26 protein-coding genes and 5 pseudogenes are annotated in these 22,871 nt (G+C 39.7%); 13 read left to right on the plus strand and 18 right to left on the minus strand.

Features of this window, described 5'->3' with window-relative positions; genetic code table 11:
• Positions 1 to 283: 283 nt before the first annotated feature.
• From rppB to V7K67_RS23370, 11 genes and pseudogenes are all read right to left on the minus strand, one after another.
• Positions 284 to 1,618, minus strand: coding sequence for a two-component system sensor histidine kinase RppB (gene rppB / locus V7K67_RS23325; protein WP_335168602.1), 1,335 nt, complete (start codon positions 1,616 to 1,618; stop codon positions 284 to 286).
• A gap of 45 nt (positions 1,619 to 1,663) precedes the next feature.
• Positions 1,664 to 2,398, minus strand: coding sequence for a two-component system response regulator RppA (gene rppA / locus V7K67_RS23330; RefSeq protein WP_335168604.1), 735 nt, complete (start codon positions 2,396 to 2,398; stop codon positions 1,664 to 1,666).
• Positions 2,399 to 2,615: 217 nt separating this feature from the next.
• Positions 2,616 to 2,933 (minus strand): hypothetical protein, encoded by a 318-nt coding sequence (locus V7K67_RS23335; RefSeq protein WP_335168606.1) that lies wholly within the window; start codon positions 2,931 to 2,933, stop codon positions 2,616 to 2,618.
• Positions 2,934 to 3,472: 539 nt separating this feature from the next.
• Complete coding sequence (locus tag V7K67_RS23340; RefSeq protein WP_335168607.1) at positions 3,473 to 3,829, minus strand: hypothetical protein; 357 nt, start codon at positions 3,827 to 3,829, stop codon at positions 3,473 to 3,475.
• A gap of 31 nt (positions 3,830 to 3,860) precedes the next feature.
• Entirely contained in the window at positions 3,861 to 4,340 is a 480-nt protein-coding gene (locus V7K67_RS23345) for a GMC family oxidoreductase (protein WP_442943906.1), read from the minus strand.
• A gap of 23 nt (positions 4,341 to 4,363) precedes the next feature.
• Entirely contained in the window at positions 4,364 to 4,606 is a 243-nt protein-coding gene (locus tag V7K67_RS34550) for a hypothetical protein (RefSeq protein WP_442943907.1), read from the minus strand.
• 364 nt (positions 4,607 to 4,970) lie between these two features.
• Positions 4,971 to 6,341 carry an NAD(P)/FAD-dependent oxidoreductase gene (locus tag V7K67_RS23350; protein WP_335168609.1) on the minus strand — a complete coding sequence of 457 codons (1,371 nt, stop codon included), beginning with the start codon at positions 6,339 to 6,341 and terminating at the stop codon, positions 4,971 to 4,973.
• A 54-nt stretch (positions 6,342 to 6,395) separates the two neighbouring features.
• Positions 6,396 to 6,683 carry a hypothetical protein gene (locus tag V7K67_RS23355; protein WP_334729875.1) on the minus strand — a complete coding sequence of 96 codons (288 nt, stop codon included), beginning with the start codon at positions 6,681 to 6,683 and terminating at the stop codon, positions 6,396 to 6,398.
• 4 nt (positions 6,684 to 6,687) lie between these two features.
• Entirely contained in the window at positions 6,688 to 6,816 is a 129-nt protein-coding gene (locus V7K67_RS23360; protein WP_334729876.1) for a hypothetical protein, read from the minus strand.
• A gap of 63 nt (positions 6,817 to 6,879) precedes the next feature.
• Positions 6,880 to 7,085, minus strand: a pseudogene (locus tag V7K67_RS23365) (DUF2231 domain-containing protein); the annotation flags it as partial.
• A 380-nt stretch (positions 7,086 to 7,465) separates the two neighbouring features.
• Positions 7,466 to 8,475 (minus strand): IS630 family transposase gene (locus tag V7K67_RS23370; RefSeq protein WP_335168611.1). Its coding sequence is split into 2 segments (ribosomal slippage): positions 7,466 to 8,055 and positions 8,055 to 8,475, totalling 1,011 coding nucleotides; the frame shifts between segments, so codons are not numbered across the junction.
• A 430-nt stretch (positions 8,476 to 8,905) separates the two neighbouring features.
• On the opposite strand from V7K67_RS23370, the gene V7K67_RS23375 reads away from it, so the two are divergent.
• The 9 genes and pseudogenes from V7K67_RS23375 to V7K67_RS23415 all read left to right on the plus strand — a co-directional run bounded on the left by V7K67_RS23375 (position 8,906) and on the right by V7K67_RS23415 (position 16,249).
• Positions 8,906 to 9,466 carry a hypothetical protein gene (locus V7K67_RS23375; protein WP_335168613.1) on the plus strand — a complete coding sequence of 187 codons (561 nt, stop codon included), beginning with the start codon at positions 8,906 to 8,908 and terminating at the stop codon, positions 9,464 to 9,466.
• Positions 9,442 to 9,651: a DUF3172 domain-containing protein gene (locus V7K67_RS34555; RefSeq protein WP_442943908.1), complete on the plus strand. Its 210-nt coding sequence runs from the start codon at positions 9,442 to 9,444 to the stop codon at positions 9,649 to 9,651. Before V7K67_RS23375 ends, V7K67_RS34555 begins: the two co-directional genes overlap by 25 nt.
• A 103-nt stretch (positions 9,652 to 9,754) precedes the next feature.
• Positions 9,755 to 10,045 (plus strand): DUF3172 domain-containing protein, encoded by a 291-nt coding sequence (locus V7K67_RS23385; RefSeq protein ID WP_335168629.1) that lies wholly within the window; start codon positions 9,755 to 9,757, stop codon positions 10,043 to 10,045.
• Positions 10,046 to 10,429: 384 nt separating this feature from the next.
• Entirely contained in the window at positions 10,430 to 11,029 is a 600-nt protein-coding gene (lepB, locus tag V7K67_RS23390; RefSeq protein WP_335168615.1) for a signal peptidase I, read from the plus strand.
• A gap of 285 nt (positions 11,030 to 11,314) precedes the next feature.
• Positions 11,315 to 11,773 (plus strand): cupin domain-containing protein, encoded by a 459-nt coding sequence (locus V7K67_RS23395; protein ID WP_335168616.1) that lies wholly within the window; start codon positions 11,315 to 11,317, stop codon positions 11,771 to 11,773.
• Between the two features lie 315 nt (positions 11,774 to 12,088).
• Positions 12,089 to 13,273: pseudogene (locus tag V7K67_RS23400) on the plus strand (cation:proton antiporter); the annotation flags it as partial.
• Positions 13,274 to 13,445: 172 nt separating this feature from the next.
• Positions 13,446 to 14,237, plus strand: a complete 792-nt coding sequence (locus V7K67_RS23405; protein WP_335168618.1) for an alpha/beta fold hydrolase — start codon at positions 13,446 to 13,448, stop codon at positions 14,235 to 14,237.
• Positions 14,238 to 14,260: 23 nt separating this feature from the next.
• Entirely contained in the window at positions 14,261 to 15,901 is a 1,641-nt protein-coding gene (locus tag V7K67_RS23410) for an alpha/beta hydrolase (RefSeq protein WP_335168620.1), read from the plus strand.
• 102 nt (positions 15,902 to 16,003) lie between these two features.
• Positions 16,004 to 16,249 (plus strand): hypothetical protein, encoded by a 246-nt coding sequence (locus tag V7K67_RS23415; protein ID WP_335168622.1) that lies wholly within the window; start codon positions 16,004 to 16,006, stop codon positions 16,247 to 16,249.
• Positions 16,250 to 16,480: 231 nt separating this feature from the next.
• On the opposite strand, the pseudogene V7K67_RS34560 reads toward V7K67_RS23415, so the two are convergent.
• Positions 16,481 to 17,195: pseudogene (locus V7K67_RS34560) on the minus strand (transposase); the annotation flags it as partial.
• Positions 17,196 to 17,261: 66 nt separating this feature from the next.
• Here V7K67_RS34560 and V7K67_RS34565 point away from each other — a divergent pair.
• A complete protein-coding gene (locus V7K67_RS34565; RefSeq protein WP_442943910.1) occupies positions 17,262 to 17,519 on the plus strand; it encodes a hypothetical protein in 258 nt (85 codons plus the stop codon).
• Here the strand turns inward: V7K67_RS34565 and V7K67_RS23435 are convergent.
• The 4 genes from V7K67_RS23435 to V7K67_RS23445 form a co-directional block, all read right to left on the minus strand.
• Complete coding sequence (locus V7K67_RS23435; protein ID WP_335168624.1) at positions 17,400 to 18,992, minus strand: MFS transporter; 1,593 nt, start codon at positions 18,990 to 18,992, stop codon at positions 17,400 to 17,402. The two genes, V7K67_RS34565 and V7K67_RS23435, sit on opposite strands and share 120 nt — an antisense overlap.
• Before the next feature lie 4 nt (positions 18,993 to 18,996).
• Positions 18,997 to 19,119 (minus strand): hypothetical protein, encoded by a 123-nt coding sequence (locus tag V7K67_RS23440; RefSeq protein ID WP_334729882.1) that lies wholly within the window; start codon positions 19,117 to 19,119, stop codon positions 18,997 to 18,999.
• Positions 19,101 to 19,223 carry a Gfo/Idh/MocA family oxidoreductase gene (locus V7K67_RS34570; RefSeq protein WP_442943909.1) on the minus strand — a complete coding sequence of 41 codons (123 nt, stop codon included), beginning with the start codon at positions 19,221 to 19,223 and terminating at the stop codon, positions 19,101 to 19,103. Before V7K67_RS34570 ends, V7K67_RS23440 begins: the two co-directional genes overlap by 19 nt.
• Before the next feature lie 66 nt (positions 19,224 to 19,289).
• Positions 19,290 to 19,391 (minus strand): twin-arginine translocation signal domain-containing protein, encoded by a 102-nt coding sequence (locus V7K67_RS23445; RefSeq protein ID WP_334729883.1) that lies wholly within the window; start codon positions 19,389 to 19,391, stop codon positions 19,290 to 19,292.
• Positions 19,392 to 19,596: 205 nt separating this feature from the next.
• On the opposite strand from V7K67_RS23445, the gene V7K67_RS23450 reads away from it, so the two are divergent.
• From V7K67_RS23450 to V7K67_RS23460, 3 genes and pseudogenes are all read left to right on the plus strand, one after another.
• Positions 19,597 to 19,788, plus strand: coding sequence for a hypothetical protein (locus V7K67_RS23450; RefSeq protein ID WP_334729884.1), 192 nt, complete (start codon positions 19,597 to 19,599; stop codon positions 19,786 to 19,788).
• Between the two features lie 367 nt (positions 19,789 to 20,155).
• Positions 20,156 to 20,449 (plus strand): annotated as a pseudogene (locus V7K67_RS23455) (IS4 family transposase); the annotation flags it as partial.
• A 404-nt stretch (positions 20,450 to 20,853) separates the two neighbouring features.
• Positions 20,854 to 21,600, plus strand: coding sequence for an LmeA family phospholipid-binding protein (locus V7K67_RS23460; protein ID WP_334729885.1), 747 nt, complete (start codon positions 20,854 to 20,856; stop codon positions 21,598 to 21,600).
• 591 nt (positions 21,601 to 22,191) lie between these two features.
• On the opposite strand, the pseudogene V7K67_RS23465 reads toward V7K67_RS23460, so the two are convergent.
• A pseudogene (locus V7K67_RS23465) lies at positions 22,192 to 22,427 on the minus strand (helix-turn-helix domain-containing protein); the annotation flags it as partial.
• A 131-nt stretch (positions 22,428 to 22,558) separates the two neighbouring features.
• Positions 22,559 to 22,756 (minus strand): hypothetical protein, encoded by a 198-nt coding sequence (locus V7K67_RS23470; protein WP_335168626.1) that lies wholly within the window; start codon positions 22,754 to 22,756, stop codon positions 22,559 to 22,561.
• Positions 22,757 to 22,871: the final 115 nt, after the last annotated feature.

The following is a 22,871-nucleotide window of genomic DNA, read 5'->3' on the forward strand; positions in this document are numbered from 1 at the left end:
AAACCCCTAAAGCGATCGCGAATATTATTTATCAAAACTCCTCCAAATCAAATGATTTTAGATTCTGGATTTTAAACAAAAGCTTTAAGTAAGTCGGTGTAATTAAAGCTAAATGGCGGTGATTGTCATTAGTCCTTTGTCATTGGTCATTGGTCATTGGTAAGGGTTTTAAGCATATTTCTGTTCCGTAATATAATTTGATTTATTCCCACCAACTTACTTAGCATAGAATATCGTTATCAAGATAAATAATCCACTAGATAGCAACATTTATTGTAAGAATTCACGATGAAAGAGGAAGTCGAACTGTAAATGTACTACCTAGCCCAGGTTGACTTTGAACGTGAATATTACCTTTATGCGCTCTGGCGATCGCGATTGCGATGGCTAATCCCAAACCCGAACCACCAGAGGTGCGAGAGCGGTTGCGATCTACTCGGTAGAAGCGATCAAAAATTCGCTGTTGATGTTCAACAGCAATACCAATTCCTGTATCTTCAACTTTAATCATGGCGTAAAGCTCACTCTTTTCTAAAAAAACCGTGACTTTTCCACCGCTAGATGTAGCTTGAATTGCATTAGCAATTAAGTTGGAAATTAAGCGATAAAGCTGTTCTTCATTTCCCATCACATACAGTTTTTCTGAGACTTGCACCTGTTTAGAGAGATTTACTTTAGTTTCTACTGCCAAAAATGCTAATTCCTCAGTTAAATCGCTAATTAAATCATTTAAACAGCAAGACTGATATTCTCCTGTTAGTTGTTTTTGATCTATCCTCGTTAATAACAGCAAATCTCCGACTAATTGTGATAGTCGCCGATTTTGGCGTTTAAGTACATCTAAAATTCCACCATTGGATTTTGGTTCTTGCTGTAACTTAATAGCAGCTTCAATAGTAGAATACATTGCTGCTAAAGGTGTGCGAAACTCATGGGCAGCATCAGCAGTAAATTGTTGCATTTGTTGGTAGGAAAGATATACAGGTTGCATTGCCCTTCCTGCCAACCACCAACTAGACAACCCAACGAAAATCATGGAAATTGGTAATCCCAACACCAAAGCTAATCTTAAATAAGCCAGGTGTTGGTCTAAATCTGTGATACTACGCGCCACTTGTAGATAACCCGAAACCTGTTTTTGAGTATACAAAGGTAAAGTGATTTCGCGGTATCGAGCGCCAGAGTCATCTGTTAATATCTGCCAATATTGTAATTTTGAGGTAATCGGTAAATTGTCAAATTCCATACCTCCACTAGCAAAAAGTTCTCCTGAGCTATCCAATAAGCGTATATAGTAATTAACTGGATTCGCCGCCTCTGTGATTGATTTTTTAATAGCTGTTGTTTTAGACAAACAATTTGTCTGAGCCACACATAATTCTAAAGAAAATTCTTGATTCAGGCGTTGTAATTGTCCGGGTTGTTGCCAAGCCGGTTCAATGCTTTTATGGAGTGCATTTGCGACTGATTGCAATCCCTGGTCTATGGTTTCATAGTAGGCATGGGCAACCACACTATAAACTCCCAAACTAGATAGCCCTAAAATACCGCCCATGACGAGGGTATACCAAGCTGCTAGGCGCAACCGAGTCTGGTGGAAAATGGGATTGCGTTCCATATTTCTATAACCTTGCTGAAAGTGTCGCTGTCCAGTTAGCAGAAATCATCTGCTTATTTCCGCAGCCTGAATATTGAGACGATAGCCCACACCATAAACAGTTTCAATCAAAGATTCGTTCTCTTCTTCTCCTAATTTGCGTCTCAATAAGCGAATTTGTGCTGCTACGACATTACTAACTGGTTCTGCACCAATTTCCCAAAGCTGATTAATAATTTGGTCGCGGCTGATAATTTGGTTAGGATGTCTCATGAAATATTCCAACAATTGAAATTCCTTGACAGTTAAAAAGAATACTTGATTTTCTACGTGACCAGACTGACGAGTAAGTTGATGAGTGCTGTAATTGAGTGTCAGACAACCTACTTGTAAGCGGCGGGGTTGGACTTGAGGTGTCAGCATTGTTCCTACGTAAGAGGATCGCCGTTGTAATGCCCGCAATCTTGCCAGCAGTTCTGCCATATCAAAGGGTTTAACCAAATAATCATCTGCACCGCTATCTAGACCAATAATCTTTTCCTCCATTCGGTCTTTAGCCGTTAGCATTAATACAGGCAGAGTTAATTGGCGAGATCGCAACCATTTACACAACTCTATCCCCGATACTCCAGGCAGCATCCAATCAAAAATCGCAAGTGTGTACTCAGTCCAGCCAGTTTCTAAATATTGCCATGCCTGAGTACCATCTAGAAACCAGTCAACTATATACGCCTCATGGCTCAGAACTTGTTTGATTGCTGAACCTAAATCTGCTTCATCCTCAACTAATATCAGCCGCATAGTCAAGTCGCTTCGCTCCAATTAAAAATTATTAATTAAAAATTGCAATCAGTGTTAGCTCTGTACCCCAAATTAATTAATTAAAAATTATTATCCTTCTTAATTTTTAACTTTTAATTTTTAATTAAAAAAAGGTCAACCCAATGCTAAAAGCCTTCTTTAATTATGCTTTCACACAAAAGTGAAATAACTATGAAATTTTAAAGTACTTTTTATATTATCTAAAATTCCCCAGCCAACGAAAAGCACGACGTAGTTCAGCAACACCATTAGATGTATACCAGCGACCATGCGACAGAATGATTCTTTCTGGTTGCCATTGCAACATCTGCTCAACACATTGATGTGCTTGATCCTTGCGTCCCCACAACGTTAATCGCAAGTCTAGTGGAGCTTTACCATCGGGATCGGCACTACCAGCCAGCTTTATCAGCCAACGCATATTCTGGCTTACTTTGTTGAGATCGAAGTTCTCGATCAAGTCAGCTAGAATTAGGCTAGCACTGTTGCGGTGAAAGAAAACCACTTCATCCATGAATCGACTACCGCGAAAAATCAACTGGTCAATTTCATTTGCCCAATTTGACGGTGCTTTGTCGGTCAGGTCGGCATTGAAAGCGACTTGAATCTTCTGCTGGGTAGCGCGTTCTCGGACTCCCGGTGATGCCCAAGTTGTTGCCTCTAGATAGGCTTTAGCCCAAGTGCTGAGTGAACATAATGAATTTTGTTAGGTGAGATGAGATGGCGGACTAAGCCTAGTGAATCAATCTCTGTTTTCAATCCTTCTGTCAGTGCGATTGGGGAATGACACCACAATTCACCGTTACAGCGCTTCCGGCTATTATGCAATACAGTTTTCCTCTTGCCCCTCTCCTATCATAGCTTTCAGCTATGAGGATGTACCTCATAGCTGCCGGAAGTGCTGTATTCAACCGCACAATCGTCATACGAGTCGAAAACGGAATCATCATTCCATACATTGCCATTCGGACAGCTGACCCATCTACGATCCAAATATTTTCATCGACAGGTTTAAGCGTATTGATTGGCTGATATAGCTCAATGAGGTGGTGACTAATAAAAACCGCCTTGGGGTTTTGATAGTGCTTGTAATTCTTCCCAACTGTAATGAAGGGGTAATTCAATTGGTTTGTGATCGGCACCTAATCCCAAACTAATAGTCGGCTGAAGTTCCTCAATAAATTCTTCTGCATAAACAACCAGTTCATTGGCTGCAACTCCAAGTGCGATCGCACCCGCAATTCCACCAATCGCGGCACCAACTTTACCACCAATTGAGCGACCTAGTGCGGCTCCAGCAATCCCACCTCCTACAACTCCCAATCCCGTCGCAATCGGATGAGTATTAGAAGATGATGTTTCTCTTGAGTTTTGATTTTGCGTTTCTAAATCAGTCTGTTGATCGTTCATAAATTTGTCCATCCTAGAAATAATAAACTTTCTACTTCAAACGTTCAGCTAGATGAGCGCCAACACGCAACGCATTTGCCATAATCGTGAGTGTAGGGTTAGCACCAGAATTTGACGGAAAGAAGCTACTATCTACCACATAGAGATTATCGACATCATGAGTACGGCAATTGATGTCAAGAACTGAGGTTTTGGGATCTGTGCCAAATCGACAACTACCACATTGATGGGCTACTGCTTGTTCTGGTAGATGAGTGCGGGGATAAAGGCTAAATGGCAAGACGTGTTTAGCAGAGTGAGGGATTGACTTGAGTACAGATGTCCATCGGTGAATTAAGCGATCGCTTGCTTCGATATTATTCAGTGTATAGTCAACATGAATCTTATCGCCCACCACCCGAACTCGATTATTCGGATCTGGTAAATCCTCTGTCTGCAACCACCAGCCAACTGATCGCTCGGCCAGCAAATGGCGCTCAAAATGAGGAATCAGCTTGACAAATGGAGCCATAAGTGGAGGTGCTTCTCCGGGAATCATATCGGCAAGTACATTACCTCTGGCGGATAGGGATATGGTTCGCTGCGAGGTGGTTCGGTGGGGTCTTCTCCTTGCTGACCATGCACGTCATATAGCTTTTCTGCTTGCGTGTAGTATGGCTCAAAATCTGAGTACTTTAAAGGCCATTCTGGAGAAATTCCTCCTTTATGAATTACCCTTTCAAAATCTCGCTCCCGCAATCGAATTAAGGCTGTTAGTTTTATAATAACTAGCTTCAATATTATATTTAGTAACTGATGAAAATAGCTAGAAATTTTACACTCAGTACCGCAAGCCGGAAGTCAAAAGTCAAGGCTTCTCTGCGAGAGGCTGCGCCAACGGCTTCGCTCAGTCTTGATCCTGAGCGCAGTCGTACCACTTCGTGGAAGCAAGCTACGCGTAGCGTCTCGCAGAGAAGGGTCAAAAGTCAAAAGTATTATGGAATCAGCTTTTTAGGGGTTTTAAATGGTTGCTCTATTTTCGCCGTGGCGTACTCAGTTGGTTGCACGATATTAAGTATACGTCTACAAAATATTTGTATTAATTTAAATCTGCTTATTAAAGGAGATTATGTCAAGGTTAAAAGCTTGTTTCCACTCCCCACTACTTATTTATTTTTTCCTCGTCTCCCAACATTTTTAATAATTTTCTGGCAATTAAAACACCTACAACTCCTGCACCAACGACTTCCACTGCTTGCACGATTTTTTTACCTACATCTTGAGGGTTAAGGTGATGATGGAAAATCTCTTCATCCACCCATTCCGTTGTTGCTTTAAAGTCATGAATTGGTGTTGGTAATAGCGTTAAATAAGTGCCTTGACGGATTAAATGCCCAGATTCTCCTGCAACTTCAAAAACATTGAAAAGGTTAGCAGCAGCATCATTTAACCCCAATTTTAAGAGAGTTCCGCGTATATTTACCTTTGCTGACTTTAGGTCTTCTCCTAGAGCGATCGCTTTCAAATTCTGGGCAATATTGGCTCCTTGTTGATAAGCCACTTGAGCCGTAGGTGGTAGTGAACTATCCTGAACTGCTGCACAATCACCGCCGGCAAAAACTTCTGGAAAGTCGAGTAGTTGCATCGTGGGAGTGACTAGGGGACGGTTATGATGATCCCGATGCTCTTTGGGAATTGGTAAGTCTTGAATGAGTGGATGAGTGGAAGTGCCAGCAGTCCAAATTGTGGTGTATGTTGGCAGTGTGTTAACTTGATTATTGGTCTTATATTCAATTGTATTAGGGTGAATAGCAGTGGCTTCTGCTCCCGTGAGGATTTCAATTGGTATAGTGCGTTTTTGTAATTCTTTCTCAGCAATTGAGCGCAGTGGATCGTTAATATCGCCATCAAGGATTTTTTGACCATGATTGAGTAGTACCACACGAATTTCACTTGAATTTCCTCCCAAAGCGCTATACCAATGTGGGAGAAAATCAGCTAAAGTAGCGGACATTTCTACACCACTTGCACCACCACCAACTATAACTACTGTTAATAGTTTTTTGCGTTGTTCTACATCTTCAGTTTGGATGGCTTTTTGCAAACAGTCACGTAAATGATGGTCAAGAGCGATCGCATCTGTTTGCGTCCAGAAAGGAAAGGCATTTTCTCTAGCACCCTCAACTTGATGATAGCCAGCAACACTGCCCAAAGCTAATACTAAATTGCTGTAATTGTAGGAGTTTCCCGAAGCTAATTTAACTTTCCATTGATGCAAGTCTATTGATTGTACTGTGTCTTGAACAAAGATGACACCACTACCTTTAAGTAGTTCCGAAAAGCGCGGTACGACTTGAAAGCTATCCATTTCGCCATCGAAATATTCGTAAAGTAATGGTTTAAAGCAAAAACGCTCGTCTTTATCAATCAAGATAACAGAGCGAGGATAGTTTTTGTGAGATAAATGTAAGGCTGTAAATAGCCCTGCAAAACCACCGCCGACAATCACAGTTTGATAAACTGGGCTGTTCATAAAATCCCTCACAAATGTTGTTAAATCAGGATGTTTGATTAATGAGAGCTTCTACTAGATGAATAAAAACAAAGCTATCAAAATAGCGCTGAGGAACACAGCAAATCCAATAGCGTATTCAACTCTGCGACTAAAAAATCCGACAGCAGCAATCAGAGCGTTAGCGGAGCTTACCGTTCGCGCAGCGTCTCGCAGAGAAGGTATCGCTAGTCCAATAATGCCAACATATTGCTCTTTTTGTAACCCGTGTGCAATTAATGGATCTTGATTTGGTGCTGGAGTTTCTTGAATTGTTTTTGGGGCGCGTTCTGACGGTGATATTTCTTGTAAGAATAGATTCATCACATTACTCCTTAAAATTCACCTTATGATCGGTGTTGAAGCTGAAATATTGCCGCCAAGTATTACCCTCTTGGTTCTGGTAATTTTTCGATTCTCGATCCTCGGTAATCTCTTGACTAAAATCATGTGTCATTATTTTGCTTCCTTTCATTGGCAATGCCAGGTTGAGGGCTTGTGCTAGTCCTGCTTCAAACTAGCCAAAGATCACCGCTAAGAAAATTGCGATCGCAGCAACAAACATATTCCAGAAACTCACCTCAAATAAACGCGCATTTCGGGTGAAATATCCCACCACATCACAGAAAAAAGAAAAAACACCATCGCAATCACAAAGTGAACGATAATTGGGTGCAAAGGATCGGGGTATGGTAGATTCTGGCTATTGAGAGGTAAGGCAGACATCGCTTTTTCCTTGGGGTATCAGGCGCCGTGATTACTTAGATATTTTGTAAAAATAGGATTCAGTATTGACCGTTTGGAGATTTTTAATTTTGCATATGCTGACAAGATTTAGAATTCCTAACAATCAATACCTAAAAGATAGAGCAAAAAGCTACTATCTTAGGGATGACTTATCTAAAAATAAATTATGATTTCCTGTTAGCTAAATTCCTCCAATTTCCAATTTTAATAAATTTATTTATGGGGTTTTCCCCCTGCCCCCTGACCTTTTCCTCTTCATTGACTTCATCCTTTAAATATTTCATCCAATAATGAAATCGTGATGAAATTTTTATAGTTCTTTCGGTAGAGATATAGCAATCCTAAATCATTTGTGAAAATCAATCATACATAAATATTTTTGGGAAATTAAATATTTCATGGTGAACAGCGAGTTCAAATAAACGCTTGACAATAGTAAAAGATTTACATAGATGATAAAATTCTCTAACAAACTTTTTAGCAGACAACCAAATATCTTCCACTGGGTTTTGTGTCGGGTCATTAGGAGCGAAGCGAATACAAGTAACTTTCCATTCGTTCTCGTTTAGCCCCTGATTTACAGATTTTAAATAATCTTGAAATTCAACTGAACGGTGATAACTAGCTCCATCCCAAATCAAACTAATGCGGCTTTTAGGATATTGACTAAGCAGGTATTCTACGAATGCAATTGCCGATTTAGAATCACCTTTTTTGAACGGCTTAATTAAAAATTCTTGTGTGTAATAATTCAGTGCGCCAAAGTATGTCTGTCTTTGTCTTTCGTTAAGAACTGGAACTTCAATTCTTTCTTGAGTATTACCCCAAATATAACCACAGATGTCTCCCCACAACAAATGACACTCATCCTCAAAAAATACAACCATTTCTCCAGACACAATCTCACTTTGATGTGCATTGAGCCATGCTGTAATTTCTAGTTTTTTTTTGCTACTAACTCCTCGTCTTTGCGTGGGTTCTTTTTTTGTGTTTTTTTCCAACTTATAGATGCTTCTTTAAATAGGTCATAATAGCTTTGATTTGACTCAAATGCTATATTGAAACTCTCTTCTATGTACTCTTTTAGTTCATTTAAATGCCAGTAATCTTTTTGTTTAAGCCATTCAATTACTGTTTGTTTTTGTTTGCTATCAAGATAACCCCTCGAACCTTGATATTTAAGTTTTAACCCTGCAACCCCCTGTTCCACAAAAATATATTTCCACTTATTGACAAAGCCTAAAGATACGTGCAAAATTTCTGTAATCTGAGAATGAGTGTAACTTTCCATCACCATTTGTACAGCCAGCGCTCGTTTCAATTCTCTTTTATCTGGGTTCCCTTGGATAAAATCTATCAATTCTTTCATATAGGGAGTTGTGTATTTTCTATATTAATTAGATCCAGCTTATCGTTATGTGTAATTTTTCACAACTCATTTAGGATTGCTATATTTATTATTCCAATAGCTAGAAGCGTTCATTCTTGCAAACCTCTAAAGTAATGCCAGAATCATCAAAATAGCTGTCAAAAATTAAACACATAAGCAAAATGTGTAATTAGTATAAAAATTTCAACGTAGGACAGCTTGCTTCAATTTGGATTCAATCATAAGTTTTCAATATCAGCTATCCTCAAACTTTGCAAATGAAAATACATAGCAAAAATTCTGAAAAAGTATTATGAGTTATTCCCCTTACCTACTTAAAGGTCAAAAAGCACTTGTGACGGGTGCTAGTTCTGGAATTGGTGAAGCTTTTCCTAAATATCAACTACAGTTCTGAACTGCACAACAAATTATGGTAAAAATTCTTGGTCAAGGACAGGCTTTTGGCTCACCGGGTATCGAGCCTCGATGGACTCATGCCAACAAAGATGGAGTCGGAACAGCTTACTCTACCTCTAGTAACATTTGGTTTACTATTTGGAATGGTGTTGTCACTGAAATCTACCATCCCACAGTAGATAAACCCCAAGTTCGGGATTTACAGTATCTAATTTCTGATGGAAAAAGCTTTTTTCACGAAGAGAAACGCCATCTCGAATCAAAAGTTGAACCGATGTGGACTCATGGTTTAGGATATCGCATCACTAATTCCGATCCACAAGGGCGTTATGCTGTCATCAAAGAAGTAATTGCTGACCCGCATTTATCCTGTATTTTACAACATACAAAGTTAACAGGAAATAGCGATTTTATTTCCCAACTTCAGCTATACGCTTTGTGTGCGCCACATCTGGAAGTTGGAGGTAGAGGTAATAATGGTTACATAATTATACGATTGCAGTTGCTCATCTATCAGATTATCACACCTGAGTTAGCGATTTTCGTAGGGTGGGTAGCATTGCCTACCCTATAGCTGCACCTAATGCAGATATTTGTGTACAGTATGGAGCCAGTGCAATAGTTACAGATGCTCATATTTTTGTCACTTTTAATCCCTTTAAAGTCTATGTGACACAGCCAAGGATGCAGCCTGGATGCGTATTGCTTAAAAGGGAACAGGGAACGGGCAACAGGGAACAGGGAAATCCCCATAATTAAAATTAGGGGATTTGTACAAGGACGTATTTTTTCTTGCGCTACGCGTCCCCTTAAAAAATGTTTTTATTTCTTTCATAAATAAATTTAGGGGCTTGTACCCTAAATCTTCGGGGCTAATTCTTGCACTGTTCCCTGTTCCCTCTTCCCTGTTCCCGCCCCGAAGGGGCTTGGTAACAATGATTGGGCAGTTCTACAACAAAAAAATCTAGTAACATCTGCGAAAGTAAATGAATGTAAGCAAAGTTTAAATACTTTTGCCTTCACAGGAAAACTTGAGAATTCACCTGATATTTACTGTGTTTATCAGAATGATGCTGCTGGGAATTTATTTATTAATAAACCTCATACATTTTGCATTCGTGAGAGGTTAAGGTCAGATACCATTTGTCAATAAGCAAGAGTACTCAAAATATGGCTGAAAACTGGGGTTGGAAACACAATTTTTGAGCGGGCGATCGCGTAATCTGAATACGCATCTTTATTCTTGACCTATAAGTTCAGTACAAGAGTTAACTTAATACCTCTGCTTTTTCCAAATTTTCAGCATAATTTCTAATTGACAAAAGGAAGATTATCTTAACCTCTCACCGATGTACATTTTGAAACCTGGAGTTTTTCAGGAGAGTGTATTATTAGGTCATAGCTTGAGTTCTGAGCTTTACCCTCATGACAAAGAACTACATTTTTCAAGTAGACGCGGTTTAAAAATAGTAATAAATCAGCTACTTCTTGACTACAATTAAATATTATTTAATTTTTGTTTTATCAATTGAAAATCATGTTTAATTTCTCCAAAGACAAAGCCAAAAAAGATTTACCGAGAAATACTTTTTTAACTGAAGGACTAAAAACCATAAGTTTGAGTTTAATACTTGCCTTAGGAATTCGCACCTTTGTTGCAGAAGCACGTTATATTCCTTCTGGTTCAATGGAGCCTACACTCCAAATCAATGATAAATTAATTATAGATAAGATTAGCTATGATTTTAGTTCTCCTAAGAGAGGTGATATTATTGTTTTTAATCCCACTAAAAAATTCACGTTAGAAAATTTTCACGACGCTTTTATTAAACGTGTAATTGGTTTGCCAGGTGAAAAAGTGGCAGTAAAAAATGGCAAGGTATATATTAACGATGTGCCATTAAAAGAAAATTATCTTGAAGCTAAACCAGATTATCAATGGGGCCCAGTGATAGTTACAACAGATTCTTACTTAGTTCTAGGAGATAATCGGAATAATAGCTATGACAGTCACTATTGGGGCTTTGTTCCTCGTAATAAAATTGTAGGTAGAGCAATTTTGCGCTTTTGGCCTCTAAATCGAATTGGAGAAATAAATAGACCGATCTATCAAGCACATCTACCTGAAAAATCGTAGTTTTCAATTAAATTGGAGGTAGATTAATTGTCAGGTTTTGACACTTTAGTTAGATGCCTTTGTGAGCATTTATCCAGTAAATTGGTAGCTACTGAGTCAAAAATTAAAGAGGTCAGTTTTGTCCCACTTCTGTGAAGATTGAAATCACACCGCCGAACGCCTACCAGCACTTTACTCTTCCTGAAAAAATTAACCCTTGTACAGGTGAAGTAAGAGTTAGACCAGGAATTATCCAATAATAGCGATCGCCTTTCAATACATTTCGGATCAAAAAGAGCCATTATTATGCCGAATAACTCATCACCCAAACCAACAATTGAATACTGGCACGTCTGGACTGACAACGACGGTATAAGTCACCAATCCCGTTGTCAAATTGAAGACTTCATGGAAAAAGGCATAGCCCCGGATACCTCACCGCAGTGGCTTTCTAATTTGAAACAGTCCGGTGCTACAATCACCTTTACTGTGCTACCCGTGGGATGGGTTGGTAACTGGCATGAGAACCCGAAACCCCAGTGGATCATCCCACTGTCGGGACGCTGGTTTGTGGAGACTATGGACGGACAGCGAGTCGAGATGGGGGAAGGCGAAATTTCCTTTGGAGAAGATCAGGGTACGAAAACAGACGCGCAAGGTCATAAGGGTCACTTATCTGGAACAGTAGGCGATGTACCAGCTGTTCTAATAATGGTGCAATTTGAAGAGACTCCGACTATAGAGCAATCCTGTAGATTTAGGTAAGTGAGTTAGTAGCCAATACAGTTCAGAATGAGCAACAAAATATTTGTAGAGACGGCGATTTATCGCGTCTCGAAAACCCAAAATTGTTGCCAGTAGCCCTTAACCCAAGCGTATTGAGTTAGTGGCGATCGCTAGCAGTGCGTTAGTATACTCCTTTGGTGAAGTAAACTATGCTCCCGCCTGTCGCGCCAGTATCAGCCTGTTAAAAAGCTAGTACAGCACAGCGTAAATAGCTATATTTTTTCCTGAAATATAAACCTCATAATTTAGGAAGATTCAGTTATAGGAGGTTGTATAGCACGACTTAATTTTTCTATGGAAGAATCCTTGCCCATTACTATTCTGATCAGTGCAACAGTTGTGGCTGGTATTGCTGCTCAAGTTCTAGCTGGTTATTTTCACATTCCTAGTATAGTCTTGCTACTTCTGTTTGGGATTCTTCTGGGACGAGATGGTTTTGATTTTTTAAATCCATCTTTATTGGGCGTTGGTTTAGAAGTTGTGGTTTCGCTGTCAGTAGCACTTATTTTATTCGAGGGTGGTTTAAATCTACAGTTAGGAGAGTTAAAAGAGGTTTCTAGTAGTCTTCGTAATCTTGTCACTTTGGGAGTGCTGATTACCTTAACTGGTGCTGGAATGGCTGCACACTGGCTGAGTGAATTTCCCTGGTCAATTGCTTTTCTTTATGCCTCCTTAGTAGTTGTGACAGGCCCAACAGTAATTAATCCACTCCTCAAACAAATTGGTGTAGAAAAAAAAGTCTCAACACTTTTAGAAGGAGAGGGTGTTTTTATCGATCCAATTGGTGCAATTTTGGCTGTGATTGTGCTTCACTTTGTTTTGAGTGGAAATGTGGAGCCGCTCATTTTAATTAAGGGTCTAGTTTTGCGTTTGGGTATAGGCGTAGTTATTGGTATTGCTGGAGGCTGGTTACTATCCCAAATTATCAAACAGGATCAATTCTTATCCCAAGAGTTAAAAAATCTAGTCGTTTTAGCTAGTGTCTGGGGTTTATTTAGTTTGGCACAGGTGTTACGTAGTGAGTCTGGTTTGGTGGTTGTTGTAGTTATGGGGATAGTTTTAAGAGCTAGTAACCTACCTTCAGAATCTTTGTTGCGTCGATTTAATGAACAGTTGAGCATTTTAGCTAATTCGGTTTTGTTTATTTTGTTAGCAGCAGACTTATCAATTGCCAGTGTTTTTGCTTTAGGTTGGGGTAGTATTCTGACAGTTCTAGCGCTGATGCTAATAGTGCGTCCTATTAATATTTTAATATCTACGTGGAATCAAGGTTTTAACTGGCAACAGCAGTTATTTTTATCTTGGGTTGCTCCTCGTGGAATTGTAGCTGCTTCTTTAGCCTCTTTGTTTGCAGTTTCACTTACAAAAGAGGGTATCAATGGCGGTGATTCAATTAAAGCCTTAGTATTTTTGACAATAATGATGACAGTTTTTTTCCAAGGATTGACGGCTGGTTGGGTCGCCAGTCTGCTTAATTTACGTTTAGTAGATCAAATAGATCAAGATTCTTTGCAAGCAACTACTGATGATGTCAATAGCCAAAAAGATGTAGATAAAAACAGCTTGAGTTCTGAGTTAATTGAGTCGTAGCTAAAAATTTTTTACTAACTTATCGAAATTATCACTCTTGTTCTCGTAAATTAGTTTCTTTATGCCATCTAAAATTCATAGTCATCCTTATTTTTTAACTCCCGAATTATCTAACTCTAATTATCCACTCTTTGTATTTCTACCTGGAATGGATGAGACTGGCAAGGAATTGATGTACATTCAAACAGCAGGTTTAGAAGCAGCTTTTGATGTACGTTGTTTTGTCATTCCCCCTGATGTTCTAACAAGTTGGGATGAAATGACAGAAAAAGTAGCAACTTTAACCAAGATAGAACTAGAAAAAGTACCGCAATCGCACGTTTATCTTTGTGGAGAATCATTCGGTGGTTGTTTGGCACTGAAAGTATTAGAAAAGTTTCCTCAGTTATTTACAAAGATTATTTTAATTAATTCTGCTTCTTCATTTCATCGAGTACCTTGGTTAAACTTAGGTTCACTTTTATTTCCTTACACACCTCAACTTTTTTATAAAATATCGTCGTTTTTATCTTTACCCTTTCTAGCTAATTTAAGTCGAATTTCACCTACTGCAAGCCTTGCTCTTTCAAAATCGACTAGTTCCGCACCACAAGAAACTGCTAATCAGCGATTATCCCTGATGAGAGAATTTGATGTTGACGAGAATAAATTATCTCAAATTACTCAACCTGTCTTACTAATTGGTAGTAGAAATGACCGACTTTTACCTTCAGAAGCAGAAGCACAATATTTAAGTCATATTTTCCTTAATTCTCAGATAATAAATTTACCTTATAGCGGTCATGCTTGCTTAGTTGAAAGGGATATTAATCTCTATCAACTTTTATTATCCGCTAATTTTACTGTTGCATAATGTACTATTTTAACTGACATACCATGACTCATTTGATAGATAAAAAAACTGTTTGGCTAAAATTGGCTTTGAGAATTTTTAGTATAGGATTGCTACCTACACTAACTGCTTATCCCGCTTTCGGTGCAGAGCGCCTAAAATTTAATTATGGTCTTTTAGAAAGCTCTATCCCAATTAGTTCGCTCGAAACCTATGCTAAAACAGGCAAAGTAGACAATGATTTAGCTGGATATAGTCATTATGTAGACAAAAAACAACTAGCTCAACTGCGTCAGGTTTTACTAACTCCTATTCCTTTAAATCAAGTAGAAATTTCGCAATTTCTTTATACACCTATTGGTGAGCGATTATTAGAAAACTTGGGGAAAGTTATTCAGACAGAATCTCACTTATCAGGGTTCTATGCAATTCGTGCAGCACTGATTTTGTCAGCCGCAGATCAAAAAAACTTTACACTTTTAAATGTATTACGTAAGTTTCCAGCAAGCGCAATTTCCATTAACTTAAGCCAGAGTTTGGCAATAGCAGAGTCATTACAGAATTTAGTAAATCAAACTCAAAATGCAGTAGCACTTATTAACCAAGAATCTCAAAAAAAGGTAACTACAGCTTCTACACTTAAGACTGTTCCATTAATGGACTTGGGAAAAACCGGAAGTTTTCGCTTCTCAAAGCAAACTATTACACTTAATGACCTCTCACGTCAGAGGAGATTTCCTGCTGATATTTACCTCCCAACTGCTCAAACTCCTCGTCCGATAATTGTCATTTCACACGGACTTGGTTCTGATAGAACCAGTTTTGCATATCTAGCTGAACATCTCGCATCTTATGGTTTTGTGGTTGCTGTTCCAGAACATCCTGGTAGTAATTCAAAACAAATACAAGCATTATTAGCGGGTACAGCAGATAGAGTTACTAATCCTAGAGAACTAATTGATAGACCTTTAGATATTAAATTTTTACTAGATGAACTCACTAGATTATCACAGTCTGATTCAACATTTAGGGGACGTTTAGATTTACAAAAAGTTGGCGTAGTAGGGCAATCATTTGGTGGATATACAGCATTAGCGTTGGCGGGTGCAAAGATTAATTTTGAGCAACTGAAAGCTGACTGTCCAGCTTTGGAAGATACGTTAAATGTTTCGCTTTTACTTCAGTGTTTAGCGCTCAATTTACCAAATGCTAAATATAACTTATCTGACGCAAGGGTAAGAGCAGTAATTGCGATCGATCCTGTTGATAGTAGTATTTTTGGTCAAGCTAGTCTCAGCCAAATCAAAATTCCGACGATGATTGTATCTGGCAGTTCTGATACAGTTGCTCCGGCTTTACCAGAACAAATTCAGCCTTTTACTTGGTTAACAACTCCAAGTAAATATTTAGTACTTATCAATGGCGGTACACATTTTTCTACTATTGCAGAATCACCAAATGCAACCGTACCTGTTCCTACACAAGTAATCGGCTCAAGTCCTGCTTTGGCACGTCGTTATGTTAAAGCTTTGAGTGTTCCCTTTTTTGAAACGTATGTTGCTGAACAGTCGAGTTACCTTCCTTATTTGAGTACAGATTACGTCAATACAATTAGTCACCAGCCACTACCGTTAAGTTTAATAAAATCTCTGACACCTGAAGAATTAGAACAAGCGTTTAAATAAAGATTTTGAAGCTATAGATTGACAAAATAAAGTATCGGCTCAATAAGTCGGGGTAGCGAATAAAAGTTGCTAACATTCGATTTCATGAGAGTTAACTATATTGTGATAAAGCATGCTCTCAAAGATATCGAAAACCGTGGTTGGCCTATCAATTATCGCGGCGACATTCTGATTCACGCTGCAAAAACCTGTACCAAGAAAGAGTACCAGCTAGCGAGAGAATTTTGCCAAGGGATGGGGGTAGTTATCCCAGAACTAATCTCTCTACGTCGCGGTCAAGTTATTGGCATTGTCACAACCCGGATTTCTCACGAGGGAGAAAAAAACACCTGGATTAGCCAGACTTAGGATAAATTAATTGATACATTGTTAAATTCCCCGTAGGTTAAAAGGATTCAGCAGTAAAAACCGAAATAGAAAAGATACATAAAATACATTTTGAGCAGCCCCTACTTAAATATGTAAAAAATACTGAGAAAAATTGACATGACAATTTGTTGGGTTAAGTTAAGCAAAACAACACCAATAATAGTTATTTAAAATCAGAATTAGCTATTACTTATGAAACAAATTTTCTCATTATCCGGGGCAAGGGAGTCGAGATAAAAACTCATAAATCTTTGCAAAAATTTCCTTGTAAGGGCAAGCACTACTAATTTCAATTAAGACTTGTCGTTGAAGAATTGTAATCACAGCCCCTAGCTTTAATAATTTTGTGCGTATAGTTCCAATCGTTGCATTTTTGAATTCTGTATTGACTAAACATTTCTCTCGCATGGCATTCATTAAAATGTATGCAATCGCTGCCAGCCATAAACGCAATTGATTCCCTGCAAATGTATGGGGAAAAAGTTCTATCACTTTGTAAATCTAATTTTTGTTCTTTGAGGCAATTTTCCATGTTGCCTCGTGGGCAGTATTTTTGAGTATAAAGTTTCCCAGGAGGAATTTTCTTAATCGGGAGCGAAGTCACAACAAAGCGAGTCTTAACTTCTTCATCACTATAATCGACCTTGGCAACAACACGACGACTACGGCTCCAACTGTCTAAAGTCTGATAGTCAAGAGAGCAATACCAAACTGAGTTATCAACAAATTCTGCCGCATCTTTTTTTAAATCCGGTGTTCCCGGAAATAAGCTTTCAAAAAACTCAACTACAGGCTCAATCTTTCTTGAGTATTCTTGGGATGCACGATACTTAATTGATTGAGATAGTTGGGTTAGGCGATTATTTTCAGGAAGTCCAAACACATAATCAATTCCAGTTTCAGATTCACACCATGCCATAATCTCTAAAAACGCCCTTTAGGAATACCTAGCATAATTGACCGTTGCCTACAGGCGATTGTTAAAAACGCACTGGAACCGTACTGGGAATCCAAATTTGAGGGCAGCAGCTATGGATTCCGCCCCGGCAGAAGTACCCACGATGCGATTGGCAAAATTTATCTAATTGCCCGTCCAAATAAGAATAAAAAGTGGGTGGTTGACGGCTGCTTAGGATTGGTGAGCATAAATCATGTGAGAAATAATCGGAGGTTCTTCGCCTTGATGAAAGGCAAAAACCCTTTCGCGAATCTCTCGATCTGCTACCGTAAAGCGTTCATACTGACGTAAATGATCTACCCAAGACTCGACGATAAATGTCTCTAAGTAGCGATTCGGCTCAGATGTATCATGAAAGATGCCCCAGCGAATCGCACCATCTCGTAACCGCACCACTCGCAAAACATGAATTGCTGCTATAAATTCCTCTGCTTGCTCTGGGTTAATAAAATATTCAAGTGTGACTAAAACTGGCCCTTCTTCTGGTTGCAATTCAATTACTACTAGTGGTTCAGCTCGTCGTAATGCTGGAGCTAAATCAAGTTTTCCTGACAGCAACGGGTAACGCCACGCGGTGAAAGTTCCCCCAATTAAACCAAGGGCAGCAACGAATAAGGCACTTGACGTTCCCCAATGTTCTGCCGCTACACCCCAAACAATGCTACCAATTGCTGAACCTCCTTGAAATACCATTTGATAAGTTCCTAACGCCCGTGCCTGCACCCAAGCCGGAACAGCAAGCTGCACTGTAATATTCAAGCTGGATGTCATACTTGTCCAAGCAATTCCAGCCGCCACCAAAGCTAGCAACACCAAAGGTACGTTGTGAATGAATGCCAGAATTAATATAGCGATCGCAAACACCAGAGTTGCTACAATCACAACTCCATCGGCTGTAAGATGTTGACGCACTTGTGGCATCAAAATCGCACCGATAATCGCCCCAAATCCAAAACTACCGAGTAATAAACCATAGCCACCTGCTCCTTGTTGCAAATCCTGCTGTGCCACTAAAGGCAACAATGCAAACAAAGCACTGGTACAACTAGTTAAAACACCCCCTCGAATTAACACAGCTTGCAGGGCTGAAGAGAAACGGACATAGCGTATACCAGCCCGCATCGAACCTAATACTCGCTCTGCGGGGAGGGCACTTTCGTAAAATGGTTTGCGTTGCCAACGATAAAGGATGATAATTACCCCAACAAAAGAGAGGGCATTAATCAAAAAGACGACTCCCGCATTGGCTGCCACCAGTATAAAACCTGCGATCGCAGGGCCAATTGCTCGGGCAATATTAAACCCAGCACTATTTAAAGCAATGGCAGCCATGAGTTCCGATCGCGGTACTAATTCTGGGACAATAGCTTGCCAAGCTGGGCCATTCATTGCCGCTCCCAAGTTGAGGAAAAACGTCAGCCCCAATAGTGACCACGGTGTAATTCTACCTGCAAAAATTAATCCACTCAAGATGAGTGCAGCAATCAGCATCCAGGCTTGCCAAAACAGGAGTAACCGACGGCGATCAAAAATATCTGCCGTTGCTCCGGCTGGTAATCCTAACAGCAGCACCGGCAAAGTTGCGGCTGTTTGCATAAGTGCCACCAATAGGGGAGAGGTGGTGAGAGAAGTCATTAGCCAAGTTGCCGCCGTGTCCTCCATCCAACCACCAATGTTGGAGACAATTGAGGCAATCCAGCGATCGCGAAACAAAGATTTACGGAGCGGACTCCAAGCAGAGGTTGTCATGACTGCGGTATGCACATATTTACTTCAGCATTCGAGGAACGGGGCCACGAGTGGTATCTAACCCTGATACACGAGGGAGAGTGATGGTTTTGCCTGTTTGTGCGGCTTCGTAAATCACCGCTGTCAGTTTTTGGTCTTGCAAACCTTCTTCACCAGGGGTATATCGATCATCTGTTCACAATCTTCTACTGTGGTTGCCATTGGCTTCTCACACAAAATGTGCTTCCCAGCTTTTGCACCACGCACCGTGACATCGCTGCGTAAATAAAACGATTAAAGATAGTATTAATATCTACCCTAGCCAAGCTGGATTCATGGCTGTACTATCATTAATCCTTCCGAAACTGCAAGTCCTGCCGCCACTAATCCCGAAGCAGAAGCAGTTTTTAATAAGCTGCGTCTACTGATTTCCATAATTGTCTCCTACAAGTAACAACAGGAATGAGCCGTATCCTATCACAGTAATCTGGCATGGAGACTCTAACTAAGGTGTGTTTTGAAACATACACCGTCAGACGCATTTACAATGAAGTTGTACAGTGACTTTTTATTTGTCGCTGTGCCAAATTAATGTCATCCAGGGTATGAAGCCTAAACTCTCTAGCTGTAACGACCTGCAATGCTAATCGCTCAGACCTGCAATCAAGACATTTCTCAGCCAGGATTAAATGCAACTATAATTGCGCGTCAGCCAGGATTAAGGGTCTTGTCCACTTTTGGTGATCCTGTTTGGGGATACTCTCAATTGAGCGATGGTGCAAGCACCCGCTCTCTTGCGATCGCAAAAGATGAATTTTCTTTTAGTCAATAGCGATAGAACGAACGTCTCAGTAGTTGAGAATGGTGTCAACAAATCAATAAAAGCTAGAATGGAGATGAAAAGTCTAAACTTCTTGTGTACCTTGAGGGGGGACAAAATATCCTGAAATAGATATAGGGCAACGAGTGTAGCAATTTGTGGTAAAACAAAAAGAGTCTTCATTCGCAACAAGCTCTATTTAATGATAATATTACCAGAATTCTACGAGACAAACCTCAAGCGAGAATTGGGACGTGCAGAATATTTATTACTAAAAATCCTGATAAATTTATTACAATCTATTAAAACTGTTAGCATTGAAGCACTGGCTACTGCTTTACCTATCCCCATATTTTTTGAAAGTAGAAGAAAGAAAGGTCAAAGGCTAATTTCCCTAATATTATTAATCTCACTTGCCTATACCGCTGCAACTATATCTGGTCAAAAAATTAAACGTATGGGTGTTCAAAAATATGTCGGTCGAATCAAAGAATTCTTAAGGACAGTTCGCCGTCATAGCAGTTTTTATATTGGATTATATGGGTCTAACTGGGTCAATTTTATGGAAAATTCTTATGAATTGGTGGCTGAATTAATGACACTAGCTCCTAATAAGCGGAAGTATTATCAACAAGGGCAGAGAGCTATGAGGCTTATTTTATCTGCATCCTAGCCCTTTTTGTCCCCCCTTAAGATTCTGTTGTGTATACTGGGCATAATCCTGCAAGCGTTCTATTTTATACAACAGCATTCGCCGCTGAATTCGGCGCTCGAAGGCTAAAAACTAGTCACAAAAATATAAGAGCCATACATATCTATATTGCAAATTACGAATTACTTTAATTCCACAACTTAGATATATCCCAATATAGATTTACTCTTCAAAATTAGCCTTTACAGTTAGGACTTACGCAAAAATCGCCAAAAAGCCTAATTTATCGAACCGCCTTCTCTTCGAGAGGCTGACGCCAACGCGCAGCGTCTCGTAGAGAAGACGCCAAGAGCGCCGAGAATTCATAGAGTGTGCGTAAGTCCTAACAGTAAAGAATGATAGGAAATTTAGGAGATTAATAATTCATGGCTGATGAGCATCGTTTGGAAGAGAAATTTATATCCCAGGAAGCTGAAAAAAGAATATCCGAAAAGCTAGATGAAGTCGAAAAAATAGAAATAGATGTACAAACAGATTTCTTGAAAATAGTTCAAGGACAGGCGGATAGAGTTTCAATTGCCGGCCAAGGATTAGTTATCCAAGAAGGCATTCGCGTACAGGAAATAAAACTGCAAACCGATAGTATTGCCATCAATCCCTTCAGCGCTCTTTTTGGTCAAATAGAACTCAATGAGCCGGTAAATGCTATAGCTCGAATTATACTCACAGAAGTAGATATTAACCACGCCTTGTCCTCAGATTTTATTCGCACCCAGATGCAAAACTTGGAGTTAAATGTAAATGGCAAAATTGTGAGTTTTGAGCCGCAGCAAATTCAGGTATTTTTACCTGGTGATGGCAAAATAGAATATAGGGGAAAAGTGCTGTTAAAGGAAATGGGAAATACTCGCCCTTTCGGTTACACTGCGATCGCACGTCCACGGACTCATTCACAACCCGCGATGCTGGAGAGTTTTAACTGTACTGAAGGAGGGGGAATTTCCATAGAAGTAATTACAGCTTTAATGCAGAAAGCCCAAGAGTTAATGAATATACCATATTTTAAATGGGAAGATATGGTGTTTCATATCAAGGATATAAAAGTAGAAATTGGGAGTTTAATACTTCTGCTAGAAACTCAAATGAAGCAAATACCATCATCGTCAAGATAAAAAATTTCCCTGTGACGAAAATTCAACAGGTGAAACACGTAAAAAATGGATTAACAATTCCGTATAATCCCAATACTACTAGCTTTGTGCATTTTGAACTCAGAATTTGGTTTGGGTCAAAGGTTTTTGGGGTTGGGTTAAAGGTTTTTTCTTTCCCTTTTCCCAAAACCTTTGACCCAAAACCCGACAAGTATTGCGTATAATCCGGGCATCAATATTAGTCTATACACGTACCTATGCTATGGCATGATTCTCTAGGCTCGCCAAATAACAATCCCAATACAACAACTGAAGACCTGATTAAACACCATTACATCGGTATGAAAGCTAGGTTTGTACCGGATAGGGATTTATGGGAGTTTGATAGTTTGATAGTTTGATAGTGATGCCTCACTCCAATCCGACTGCTGCACTAAGAATTGCATGGGCTTTCACTACTAAGAAGCCACAGGTAATAGTCAAAAAATAAAAGCGAACGCACTCCTTAGTCTAGGGCGATGGCTACGCCAACGCCAGGGGCGAACGCCTGGTTGTATATGTGATCAGTGCTGGCTCTATCGTATCAGTTTTCGCTCCATCACTCGAAGCTCGCTGTTCAGCACTCAGGTAGCTTTTTCTCACGAGTGTAGTTCAAGCACAGTCCATTAATTCCATCCTGCTCATAGGCTTGTTTCCAGCCTGTTATAGAGCCTAAAGACACATCTAGAATAGCTTGGATTTCTTCGTACAAATAATCAAGGCACAATCAATTTAACTGCCAAAGCTTTTCTTGCTTCACGGGCATCACGACAAGCTGCTATGAAATCTTGTAACTCAGCGATCGCAGTTGCCAATGAAGAAGAATTCAGAAGTCAGGAGCCAGAATTCAGAATTGAATTCTGTGCGACTGGCGGATGAATATTGGTTTAAAACCTCGTCCCTCGTGGACGAAACAAGGCTGAAACTGTAATCATTGGTGTCAAGTTAAGGCAGAAGCCCAAATGTCAAGCGACCTGGCGGCGTTGCGTCGGTGTCGCTGACGAACAGCTTTCACAAGACCCATAGAACGTTGATGCTCAACTAGCCAAGGAATCAGTTGTAGTTGTGAATTGTGCGTAGGCGTAGCCCGCCGTAGGCATCGTGCGCGATGGAAAAAATATAAACGGCGTTTCACCATTTCCACGGAAATACGCTCTAACCCCTAGCTATCTAATTGGTATACAAAGCAGGTAAGCTGATATTACACCTACCATCGGTAAAAAATTAGTGATAGTAAAGTTGCCTCGCCATCG

It is taken from the genome of Nostoc sp., assembly GCF_036917155.1.
In the GTDB taxonomy this organism is placed as follows: Bacteria; Cyanobacteriota; Cyanobacteriia; order Cyanobacteriales; family Nostocaceae; genus Nostoc.